General features: G+C 40.2%; 6 protein-coding genes. All 6 read left to right on the forward strand.

Features of this window, described 5'->3' with window-relative positions:
- Positions 1-849 precede the first annotated feature (849 nt).
- Entirely contained in the window at positions 850-1806 is a 957-nt protein-coding gene (locus ACPPVU_RS04750; RefSeq protein ID WP_426670553.1) for a DUF6515 family protein, read from the forward strand.
- Positions 1807-2249: 443 nt separating this feature from the next.
- On the forward strand, positions 2250-2387 hold the full coding sequence (locus tag ACPPVU_RS04755; protein WP_426670554.1) for a hypothetical protein: 138 nt from the start codon (positions 2250-2252) through the stop codon (positions 2385-2387).
- Positions 2388-2545: 158 nt separating this feature from the next.
- Positions 2546-5002 carry a DUF5686 family protein gene (locus ACPPVU_RS04760; protein ID WP_426670555.1) on the forward strand — a complete coding sequence of 819 codons (2457 nt, stop codon included), beginning with the start codon at positions 2546-2548 and terminating at the stop codon, positions 5000-5002.
- Between the two features lie 464 nt (positions 5003-5466).
- Positions 5467-6423 carry a rhodanese-related sulfurtransferase gene (locus ACPPVU_RS04765; protein ID WP_426670556.1) on the forward strand — a complete coding sequence of 319 codons (957 nt, stop codon included), beginning with the start codon at positions 5467-5469 and terminating at the stop codon, positions 6421-6423.
- A gap of 119 nt (positions 6424-6542) precedes the next feature.
- Positions 6543-9431: a ligand-binding sensor domain-containing protein gene (locus ACPPVU_RS04770; protein WP_426670557.1), complete on the forward strand. Its 2889-nt coding sequence runs from the start codon at positions 6543-6545 to the stop codon at positions 9429-9431.
- 258 nt (positions 9432-9689) lie between these two features.
- Positions 9690-12671: a SusC/RagA family TonB-linked outer membrane protein gene (locus tag ACPPVU_RS04775; RefSeq protein WP_426670558.1), complete on the forward strand. Its 2982-nt coding sequence runs from the start codon at positions 9690-9692 to the stop codon at positions 12669-12671.
- Positions 12672-12683: the final 12 nt, after the last annotated feature.

The following is a 12683-nucleotide window of genomic DNA, read 5'->3' on the forward strand; positions in this document are numbered from 1 at the left end:
AAAACATTCATGCATTTTAATTGTATTAAAAGCCATAGCTGGGTTATTAAAATTAAACCAAAAGTTAATTATAAGGCCAGTTAATTAGTTAATTGTGGCCGGAAAATACGCGAGGTATTTTCCGGCTTCTTTATTACAAGATGTCCGTAAATAAAGAGGCCCTTCAGAGGTTCAATAATGACCGGCGATTTTTCTAATTTAAGAGTAACATAAACTTGTTGGCTCAATATGTCATCTGATCTCAATAAATCACCTAAAACTGCATCCTCCATTAAACTTTTTACATTCTGACCTGTCTAATCAGTTATATTTGTATATTTATAACAGCTTATACCCCGGCACGTGAAAAAGGATAGATCTTTCGTAAAGAAATGTATGGTTGTATCACTTACGGTGGTTTACCTGCTTATTGCTGTTACCTATCTTTTATATCTTCCCAAATACAATCTCTTAAGACCCTCTGCTGCCTACACTCGTGTAAGGACTCACTTAGTTGTAAACCCCGCACATCGTATGGAACACCGCGCGGCCAATATGGTTGTACTGCTGCATCAGGTTTATAAGTCTACAGTTGATAACAAGCGCGAAGCACTGAATATGATATCGAAAGCAGCTTTGCTGATTTCATTTATACTTGGCAGTATTTCACTTATTAGTCGCTTACAATTATCAAACAGAAGAGATTTGAAAGTTCGCTATGCGTACCAATACGTCTACCTTTGTTATCGCTCTCTTCGAATTTGATACATGAATTAAGCTTTCACAGCTTTATTCATCAATTTATCTATTTTTTTTACAAAATTTCTATCATTTACATATATATACCTAAACATTTAAATTTCTAAGATCATGAAACGTGCATATAAATTTTTAACACTTACCGGCTTTAGCGCAGTATTGTGTTTGTTTTTGGCTATGCCTGCTATGGCTCAACACAGAGGCGGTGGTGGCGGTGGTGGCGGCGGAGGCGGTCATGCCAGTGGCGGCGGCGGCGGTTTTTCAGGCGGTGGCCGTTCAAGCGGAGGCTTTTCGGGCCATTCATCGGGTATTGCGCCGTCACATTTTAGCGGTGGCTCACATGCTGCCGTTGGAACCCGGGGTTATGTAGGCGGTTCGCATGGCGTTGCCGGTGCACGTGGTTATGGGGCTCGCTATGGCGCTGCAGGTGCTGTTGGCGGTCACCGTGGTTATATAGCTGGCTCCGCAGGTGCTGGCGTTTACGGTCACGGTGGTTATTATGGCCATTATGGGTGGGGAGCACATAGTGGTTACTACTATTATGGAGGTTACTATGGCAGCCTTTACTATCCATGGTTGGGCTTTGGCTTCGGCTTTTTACCTTATGGATATTACTCGTTCTATTGGGGCGGCTATCCATACTATTATAGCGACGGCTTTTATTACCAGTATGATAATGACCAATACACAGTGGTTGAACCTCCTGTTGGTGCGGCAATAAATGCTTTGCCTAAAGGCGCTCAATCTATTGTTATAGACGGACAACAGTATTACGAACAAAATGGCGTTTATTATCGGGCTGTAACCAAAGATGACGGTACCGTAGTTTATGAGATTGCCGGCAAAGACGGGCAGCTAAACACTAACGCAACTGGTGCCAGTTCAGTAATGCCGAAAGTAGGTGATATCGTGAGCCAGTTACCTGCTGATTGCAGAAAAGTTAAATTGGGCGGAACTACTTATTATGTATCAGCTGATGGTATTTACTACCAGGAAACTACAGACGGAAACAATAATAAAGCTTATAAAATTGTAAGCATTGATGGTGCTGGTTCTAATAATCAATAAGTTAGCCTAAAGCTCTTTTCCATATTTGGGAAAGGTTAAATTAAATTTCAGGGGGTATCCTAACAGGATACCCTTCTTTTTTGCTTTGAATTATAGCCAGTTACAATAAATTTACAAAAAAACACAGTATTAAGTAACCTTTGAAATCATACTGACGTACAAGCAGTTATATTAGTTATTTTATACAGCATTTAGTAATTATTAGATCTCTTGCCGTGGGGGCGGCAAGGGATTTTTTTTTGGAACATTGTTTCGTTATCCACTCCTTATCTTCTCTAAACGGTTACCTGCTAATAACCTTGTATTGTATTCTAAATTAGTCGCTCTGTATTTATGGCTATACTGTATCAAAGTGTGCTAACCTGGTAATAGTTGTTTTTTACTTGTATCAAAGGGTATTGGCATAATATTAGCATTAGATCAATCACAAAACAATAACCACCATGAAAAACTCAACTAAAACAACGGTAATATTAAAAGCGCTGGATATGGAACTAAAGGCGCTGATCCAGACAGATCTTGAAAATTTTAAATTAGCACGTTCCGGTCAAAAACAATCTCAGGTTCAACAAGCAGCCTGATCTGCATATATATATTTTCATCTGCCTATGATAAAAAAGAGTTCCGTTGTGAACTCTTTTTTGTTTAATGGATGGCCTCCTAATAGAAATATAACTTTAATAGCTATTTTACAAACATTTTCTCCTTAGCCTGTTATAGGTAAGGTTTATTACAAGGTATGCGAAGGTATTTACTATTATTATTCATTGTCATTATTTCCGTGCACACCCTGGCTCAACAGCAACTGCTTACCGGCAGGGTTACTGATCATGATAACAAGCCGATCTCTTTTGCCGCGGTTTACATTCGAAATTCTACTTATGGTACAATTGCTAATGAAGCGGGTCGGTACCAGTTTAAGTTGGCTCCGGGTAATTATGATGTGGTATACCGTTTTGCAGGATACCAGGAAAAAGTTGAGAATATAACTATTACTGACCAGGGCACTGAGCATAATGTGAAACTCGTTGATGAAGCTTACGATGTAAAGCAGTTTGGGAAGGATTCGGCTATTAATATTGTGCGCAAAGTCATCGGCAAAAGAGAATACTATCTAAAACAGGTAAAAAAATATTCAAGCATAGTTTATATCAAAGGCGTTCAAAAATTAGATCATGCGCCAAAATCATTGATGGGCCAGGATGTAGCGGACGCACTTAGCGTGGATAGCAGCGGCAAAGGAATATTGTATCAATCAGAATCATTATCAAACTATAACTTTCTGCAACCTGATAAAATAAAAGAAGAAATGATCGCTTCCAGATCGACAGGGCAGAATACAGCCTTCAGCTACAACAAAGCATCTGATCTGGAAGTAAATTTTTATAGAAATATTTTCAGTATAAATGGTTTAAGCAGTCATGGCTTTATATCTCCTATAGCGCCTAAAGCACTACGTTTTTATAAGTATAATTTAGTAGGCTCAAAAATCGAGAATGGATTAAAGATCTATAAGATACAGGTGATACCCAAAAGAAAGTATAACCCTGTTTTTACTGGATATATCTACATTGTTGATGGCGATTGGCGACTGTACAGCGTTGACCTGATGCTTACTAATAAAAATAACGGACTTAACCTGATAGATACCTTAAAAGTAAGTCAGGCGTATATACCTATAACAGACAGTGTGTGGCTGCCGCTGGCAGCTCAATATAGTTTTAGAGGAACCGTGTTGGGTTTCACGTTTGAGGGATACTATCTAAGCATTCATAATAATTATATTTTGAACCCGGCTTTTGCTGATAATTATTTTAATGGTGAAAGAATGCGTGTGGATACCGTCGAAAATAGCCGCGATTCGGTATTCTGGAACAGGGTACGTCCCGTTCCTTTAACCAGGCAGGAGATGCTGGATAACAACAAAAAGGAATTCAGGGCCCAATTGGAGAAGGCTATCCAAAAATATGACCCGGCCAGCATTCATAAAAATAGGTTTCTGGTCTTGCCCTATATTCCGTTTGGCTACAAAGCATCCTACAACAATAACAAGGATTCAATTTATGTATTCCCATTTATACAAACCTTATTCTATAATACAGTAGAAGGGATGGGTATCAACCTTAAAGGCACATACACACATTATTATGATGATTTTCGTTCTTATAGTATAACACCTAATTTGCGGTATGGCTTTGCCAGTAAGTTGTTTAATGCTAATGTAAGGGGTGATTATACTTTCGACCCAAACCACAGGGGCGCATTTACAGGAGGTTTTGGAAGCGATATATTGGACTTGAACAATGTGGGGACAAGATCACTCTACTTTAATACGCTGAGTACGCTATTAAGCGAAAGAAACTTTGTAAAATACTATCGCTCGCAGTTTGTCGAATTTGGCTATCAGCATGATATTATTACCAATGGATTATTATTGAAGGCTAATCTTTCATACGCAAACCGTACACAGCTATACAATAACTCTTATTATACCATAAGCACTTTTGAAGACAGGCATTTAACCTCTAATAACCCTTTAATGCCTGATGCGCCTGCGGATGACAGGTCAGTATTGTTCCCGCAAAACCAGGCGCTTACACTTGCTGCATCTTTAACCTATACTATCGATCAGCAATATGAGACAAGACCCACAGGACGCGTTTATGATCTGTCGCCTTATCCCCAGATCAGGCTAAGTTATCGCAAAGGTATTAACGGGCTTGGTTCGGATGTGGACTATGACTTTGCCTCTATTGAAGTGTACCAGGAACACCTTAATACTGGTATCACAGGTTTCTCGTCCTTTAAATTTGCAGCAGGCGATTTTTTTAACCGTAACCAGTTATATTTTATGGATTATTACCACTTTTCGGGTAATCAGGGTACCACATTCGACCCAACTCCGGGTAGTTTTCACTTTTTGCCTTTTTATACTTATAGCGCAAGCGGAGCTTTTTTAGAGGCGCATTATGAGCATAATTTTACTGGCTACTTTCTTAGCGATATTCCGCTGATACGAAAGCTAAAGCTGGATGAGATCATCGGTGTAAATTACCTTACAGAAAATAACAACCGTAACTATTCCGAATTCTATATAGGCCTGCAACGGCTTATATTTCGGGTAGATTATGGTATATCCTTTGCAGGTAATCACAAATACATGCAGGGCTTCAAGATATTCTATGGTATCAAGTAAACTAGTGTCAAGTCAACAGTCTTTAGTCGTAAGTCAATTTTGTGTTCTAACTCAAGACTTCAGACTCAGGACTAAACATCAATTCCTAATTGACACGACACTAGTATCTGGATACCCGTATAAAATGAAATCCCCCGTCAGTTAAGCCAGAGGATCCCGGGTATAAAGAATTAATTAGGGTACGGCAAAGATAAAATAACTTGTTTAAACATCGAAAGAATGGCATTTAAATAAACTGTTGTTTTGGCGAATTATATATAAAAATCTTATTGTCAATGCTTTAAGTTTTGAACTTTTTAACAAAATTGTTCATAACTCATGTATTTAACGTATTGTGTACCATACAATAGTTGGGCCTATAACCAATCACTGATATCCTGGTAACTGATCACTATTTCAGTTTTCGCCTCAAACTCTTATCTTTGCAGCTCATTTAACGCTGTTTGCAACAGTATCAATGCATTATGACAAAGTACAACACACTACTCTATTATTGTTATTCAACAATAGCGGATGCGGAGCAATTTGCTACCGATCATTTAAAATTTTGTAAATCGCTTAATCTTGTTGGCCGTATTATCGTTGCCGAAGAAGGGCTCAATGGCACTGTATCAGGCACAGCCGAATCTTGCAATACCTATATGGATACATTGCATGCCGATCCGCGTTTTGCCCGTGTCGACTTTAAGGTAGACGAAGTAGGCGAGCCTTCATTTGTAAAAATGCATGTTCGCTATAAATCTGAAATAGTACATTCAGGCTTGCGCGATCCCCATATTATTAATCCAGAAAAGAAAACCGGGAAACATCTTGATCCCAAAGATTTTATGGCGATGAAGGACCGCGATGATGTAGTGATTTTGGATGTGCGTTCAAATTATGAGCATTCCCTTGGTAAATTCAAAAATGCCGTTACACTGGATATAGAAAACTTTCGCGATTTCCCTGCCAAAATAAACGAGCTTGCCCAATTAAAGGATAAAAAGATATTAACCTATTGCACAGGCGGGATTAAATGCGAGAAGGCTTCTGCCTTGCTGTTGCACGAAGGTTTTACTGATGTATACCAGTTGCATGGTGGTATCATTAAATACGGCAAAGAAGCAGGCGGACAAGATTTCGAAGGCAAATGCTATGTATTTGATAATCGCCTTTCTGTTGATGTAAATCAGGTTAATCCTGTCGTGATCTCCACCTGTTATAATTGCGGTAAAATCACCGATAAAATGATTAACTGTGCTAACCCTGAATGCAATGAGCATTTTACCCAGTGCGATGAATGCGGTACAGCAATGGATGGCTGCTGCAGTGATGACTGTAAAGCACATCCCCGCAAAAGGGTTTATGACGGTACAGGTTATTATGTAAAAGTGCCACAGCCGGTGAATGTTAAGAAAGCTAAGGTTCAATTAGCTGATTAAGTATAATATTATTCATATTTATATTATTTGCTTAATTCCGACATCAGCGTTTACATTGTCGCTTTCAAGTTGTATTTTCGTTTGATTCCTTATCTCAGGGATTCCGGCTGAACTTAACCATGCGCAAAGCAATTCTGATTTTTATATCCTTTGTGTTCTTCAGGGCATATTGCGCCTTTGCCGCCGATATAAAAAGCATCGGTGTGCCTTATGTGCAGAACTATACCAAAGCCATCTATCAGTCGGGCAATCAAAACTGGTCTGTAACCAAGGATGAGCATGGCATCATGTACTTCGGTAATTCGCAGGGCCTGCTCACATTTGATGGCCGGTACTGGCAATCTCACCAAATGCCCAATGGGTTGATCGTGCGCTCAGTAGCTGCTGACGGCAAAGGGAAAATATATGCCGGCAGCTTTGGCGAATTTGGTTATTGGGAAAATAACAAAAACGGCAAGCTCCAATATCACTCGCTTAACCAGTTGGTCCCTAAACAATATCAACCCATCAATGAAGAAATATGGAAAATATATGTTGATGACGGGCAGGTTATTTTTCAGTCATTCGGCTCCATTTACATTTACCGGCATGGTAAGATCAGCGTTCTAAAGGGCCCAAATCCATACCTTTTCTTATTTAAAACAGACGGCAGGTATTTTGTAGAGCAGGTAAACACAGGCCTGTTTGAACTCAAAAATGATAAACTGGAATACATACCCGGCAGTAATATAATGGGTAATAGCGGAGTTTTATCTGTATTACCCCTGTCAGCAAATAAGTTCCTGATCGGCACCGCTCGTAACGGATTATTTATTTACGATAATAGGCAGATCAAACCCTGGAACACCCAGGCCAGTGATTTTTTAAAAACCTATCAGCTTAATAATGGTGTATTGATTGGTAAATATGTGGCTTATGGTACAATATTAAACGGAGTTATCATTATGGATACGCTGGGCAATGTAGTACAGCAGATCAATAAATCAAGCGGCTTACAAAACAATACCGTTTTAAGCCTCTTTATTGATAACGAGCAGAATCTTTGGGCTGGACTGGATAATGGCATTGACCGGATAGAGATCAATTCGCCTTTGTATTTTTATTTTGATAAGACAGGCCTCTTCGGTACCGTTTATTCAAGCATTATCTACAACAATAAAATATACCTCGGTACCAATCAGGGCCTTTTTTATAGCGATTGGGTTGATAATCGTGATAAAAGGTTATTCCAATCATTCAATTTTAAACTGATACCCGGCTCACAGGGCCAGGTTTGGGAACTATCCCTGCAGGACGGTCTCCTGCTTTGCGGCCATAACACCGGTACGTTCCAGGTAAATGGAGCCACTATATCCAAAGTCACAACCATAAGCGGCGGCTGGACAATCAAGAAATTAAATGATCATCAACTCATACAAGGCACCTATACCGGACTGGTGATCTACAAAAAAGACAATAGCGGCAATTGGGTATTCGATCATAAAGTGGAAGGCTTCGGTGAGCCATCACGCTATGTAGAACAGGATAGTAAAGGCCAGATTTGGGTGAGCCATGCCTATAAAGGTATTTATAAGATCGTCCTGAGCCGCGACCTGAAAAGAGCAACCTCGATAAAATATTACGACAATCGCTATGGCCTGCCCGGCAGCTATAACATTAATGTATTTAACCTTGATAACCGTATTGTCTTTACATCTGATTCTGGATTTTATAGCTACGACGACATCAGCGACCACTTTTTTAAGTACCAGCAGCTAAATAAAATGCTGGGTTCATTTGCATCATCCAACAAGATCATCCCTGCTTTAGGCAAAAAGTACTGGTTCATTAATCATGGACGGGTATCCCTCGCAGATTTTTCTGAACCCGGCAAAATAAGCATTGATTCTACACGTTTTAGTATCCTTGATGGCCGCATGGTGCAGAATTATGAAAACATAAGCCGCATCAACGATGCACTCTACCTAATCAGTGTTGATGATGGCTTTGTAATACTAAACGATGAAGATGCATTACAGCGCACGGACATAAAATTGCCCCCTGTACTAATAAGGCGGATAGAAAACATTACCGATAAAATAACCAGTATTGCTGATAATAGCCCCCAAACAGAGATAGAGCTGCCTTACTCTCAAAATAATATCCGTATATCCTGGTCGTTACCCTTTTTCAGACAGGAAAAAGTGAAGTTTCAGTATTACCTGGAAGGCTACTCACGTCAATGGTCAGACTGGGGCACACCAACCCAGAAGGATTTTACTAATTTAAACCAGGGTACTTACCATTTTAAAGTGAGGGCAAAAATAAACGAGAAAAATTTATCACCCGAAACGGTTTTTACCTTCACCGTATTACCACCCTGGTATGCGAGTAAGATAGCCCTCGTGTTTTATTTTTTATTACTGATCCTGGCTTATTATGCTATCCGGTATTATTACAGGCTGAAATTGAAACGCCATCAGCATCATATCCACGAGAAGATTAGAAAAGAACATGAGGAATCCCTGAAACAAGAGGCCAGCGCAAACGAACAACGAATAGTAAAAATAAAGAATGAGCAACTGCAGGCCGATCTGGCAAGTAAAAGCCGTGAACTGGCAAACTCAGCCATGAACATTGTTTACAAAAATGAATTGCTGCAAAAGATAAGTGATGAGATCACCCAGTTGAAAGATAGTTCGGGTAAAAAACTTTCAGAAGAGCAATTGAGAAAGATACAGAAAGTGATCGATGACGGAATGAGTGACGAACGCGATTGGAACCTGTTTGAAAGCAGTTTCAACGAAGCGCACGAAAGCTTCTTTAAGAAATTAAAAGCACGGCATCCTGATCTTGTTCCTAATGACCTTAAGCTTTGCGCTTACCTGCGTATGAACATGAATAGTAAAGAAATGGCTTCGCTACTCAACATATCCTTACGTGGTGTTGAAATCAGGCGCTACAGGCTGCGTAAAAAGCTCAATTTGGAGCATGACAAAAATCTCGTCGAGTTTCTCATGGAGCTATAATACTACATCATTACCTCTCATAACCTCTTTTTAACCTCCCATGTAATACTTCTTTAATGTAGTATGTATGTGATACACTAAGTATTTCATAAATTATTGATTGTTAATTATTTATGAAAATATAAAAAAATAGATGAGAAACTACTTTTTAAATGATGTAATAATGTTGAGTGCATTTTTTTGTTAAAAATGTATTATCTCCCCAAATTCGTACGTATTTCGAACCAATTATTATCAATTCTAAATTACTAAAACCACATGAAAAGAATCTTTACTATTTCAGGTTTGGTGCTATTGTGTTTCTTTTTTATCAACTCTGCGTTTGCGCAAAATTTATCAGTGAAAGGTAAAGTCACTGATGCTGCAAGCAACGAAACGTTGATAGGCGTAAGCGTAACGATTAAAGGAACAACAGAAGGTACACAAACCGACGTTAACGGAGCATTTTCAATAAGCGCCCCATCGAATGCCACATTAGTCATCAGCTATATTGGCTACAAACCACTGGAAGTCCCTGTAAACGGGCAAACCACACTTGATGTTAAATTACAGGCACAAAACAACGCCCTCAATGAAGTGGTAGTTGTAGGCTACGGTACGCAAAAGAAAGCTGATGTAACGGGAGCTATTGCTACAGTAAAGGGTGCCGATCTCGCAAGCCAGCCAAACCCCAATCCTGTAAGTTCTTTACAAGGTAAGGTAGCAGGCGTTCAGATCATCAATTCCGGAACCCCTGGCTCATCACCTCAAATTACCTTGCGCGGTTTGGGTACTATATTTGGCAGCAGTTCACCTTTATTTGTTGTTGACGGAGTTTGGTATCATGATATCGCTTTCCTGAATTCAAATGATATCGAAACCATGAGCGTATTAAAAGACGCCAGCAGCGAAGCTATATACGGGTTGGAAGCAGCAAATGGTGTAATTATTATCACAACCAAAAAAGGTAAGGGTGCAGCGCGTGTAAGGTATGATGGTTATGTCGGTTTCTCAACCCCAACAAATCTACCTGTTATGGCTAATGCCACGCAATACGCCACAATGGTTAACGAGGTGAATGCCGCAAGCAGCTTAGCAACGTTTGCCAATCCATCAAGTTTTGGAACCGGTACCGACTGGATACACCTGATCGTGCATAACGCGTTTACCCAAAATCATAATATAGGCGTAAGCGGTAGTACTGATAAAACATCCTACAATTTTTCGGCAAACTATTTTCAGCAGGATGGTAACATAGCATATAATACTTACAATCGCATTACCACGCATTTGTACCAGGATGTGCAGATATCTAAATTTTTAAAAATGGGTTATACGGCTATATTATCCGGAGATCATTCAAAGGATATCCCTGGTGATATTATGTATCATGCATATGTAGCGGCGCCAACTGTTCCGGTACGTTATGCGGATGGTACTTATGGTGACCCTAGTTTAACACCTCAGGTGGGTAATGCGGTCAATAACCCACAGGTTGAGCTGGATTTTTTCAATCAGAACACTCAACATTATAACTTTAACGGAAACGCTTTTGCCGAAGTTAAATTTACCGACTACCTGTCATTCCGTACCAGCTTTGGCGGTACCTTCGCCCACCAGGAAGTGCAGGCCTATACGCCTGTTTATGCGGCTACAGGCGGACAGTTCAATACCATCAGTACGCTATCGAAAAATAACGTTGATGACCGTAACTGGATATGGGAAAACACGCTGACGTTTGATAAAACTTTTGATAAAGATCATCATGTGACCGTATTGGCTGGCCAATCATCACAACGTTACAGGCACTATGAGCAAAATGTTAGCGCCCAGAATGTGCCGAACGATAGCAGCGGCGATTTGTATTTGGGTTTAGGCACTAATCCAACTGTTACCACACCTAATGCTTCGTTGGAAACCCGCGAGTCATACTTTGGAAGAGTGAACTATGCTTATCAGGGCAAATATCTGTTGAACGCCACTGTGCGTCGTGATGGTTCTTCTGTTTATAGTGACGAGCACAAGTGGGGAACTTTCCCTTCAGTAGGGGCTGGCTGGGTAATCAGCAATGAGGATTTTATGAAGGATCAGCATATTTTTGATAATCTGAAACTGAGAGGCAGCTGGGGCGAAGCCGGTAACGGTAGTATAACACCAAACCTGGCAACAGCCGTAAATACACAGTTCTATTCTAATTTCGGCGGAGGTTTGCAATTAGGATCTGGATTGTTAGGCCAGGTGCCACCGGTGATCTATTGGGAGAAAAGCGTGGGTACAGACGTGGGCTTAGAGGCTGCATTTTTAACGAACCGCTTGACAATTGAAGCAGATTACTATATTAAGGAAACTCAAAACGCTGTGTTCCCGGTACCTATCTTATTATCCTTAGGCACCAGCAGCGGACAAATTACTGCAAATCAGGCCAATATTAAAAATGTCGGATGGGAGTTCACTGCAGGATGGAAAGATCATATCGGTAAAGACTTCTCTTATTCTGTGAGTGGTAATTTTAGTATAAACGACAATAAAGTTACCTCAGTAACTTCTGGTCCTATACCATTATATGGTGGTGGCAACGGAGGTACAGGCGGTGCATTAACTACTCGTACCATTGTGGGCCAGCCGATAGGCGAATTTTATGGCTATCAGGTTGCAGGGATTTTTCAGACGCAGCAACAGATAGATGCCCAGACAACTCAGACTAATGCCAAGCCCGGTGATGTGATCTACGGTAACAACGGGCAAAAAACAGTCATAGGTAATCCTAACCCTAAATACTTGTATGGTCTTAACATTAATTTAAAATACAAGCAGTTTGATTTTGCCGCCGATCTATCAGGTGTTGGTAAGGTAAGCTTATACAACGCAAACGAAAGCATTCGCTTTGGTGAAGAAAACTGGACTCAGGCATTTTATAACTCCCGCTGGCATGGTGCCGGTACATCAAATACCACACCGTCTTCCTTCCTCAGCGACGTGTCTAACAGTGCGCCGAACTCTTACTATGTTCAGAGTGGAAGTTATTTAAGGATACGCAATGTACAGTTAGGGTATACTCTGCCACCATCTGTCGCATCAAGTATAAAAATGAGCGCCCTGCGTTTATATATTTCCGGGCAAAATCTGGCAACATTTACCAAATACAAAGGTTTCAATCCTGAAGTTTTATCAACCGGTACAAACGGTATAAACCAGGGAATTGATAGCGGGACGGTGCCGATATATGCAATCTTCAATTTTGGTGTAAATGCTACGTTTTAACTATAAAATATT

The sequence above is a fragment of the Mucilaginibacter sp. McL0603 genome (assembly GCF_049992945.1).
In the GTDB taxonomy this organism is placed as follows: Bacteria; Bacteroidota; Bacteroidia; order Sphingobacteriales; family Sphingobacteriaceae; genus Mucilaginibacter.

Bases quoted from the DNA above. Each gene is read 5' to 3' on its own strand.
- ACPPVU_RS04750 (WP_426670553.1), top strand. From the start codon at position 850: ATGAAACGTGCATATAAATTTTTAACACTTACCGGCTTTAGCGCAGTA.
- ACPPVU_RS04755 (WP_426670554.1), top strand. From the start codon at position 2,250: ATGAAAAACTCAACTAAAACAACGGTAATATTAAAAGCGCTGGATATG.
- ACPPVU_RS04760 (WP_426670555.1), top strand. From the start codon at position 2,546: ATGCGAAGGTATTTACTATTATTATTCATTGTCATTATTTCCGTGCAC.
- ACPPVU_RS04765 (WP_426670556.1), top strand. From the start codon at position 5,467: ATGACAAAGTACAACACACTACTCTATTATTGTTATTCAACAATAGCG.
- ACPPVU_RS04770 (WP_426670557.1), top strand. From the start codon at position 6,543: ATGCGCAAAGCAATTCTGATTTTTATATCCTTTGTGTTCTTCAGGGCA.
- ACPPVU_RS04775 (WP_426670558.1), top strand. From the start codon at position 9,690: ATGAAAAGAATCTTTACTATTTCAGGTTTGGTGCTATTGTGTTTCTTT.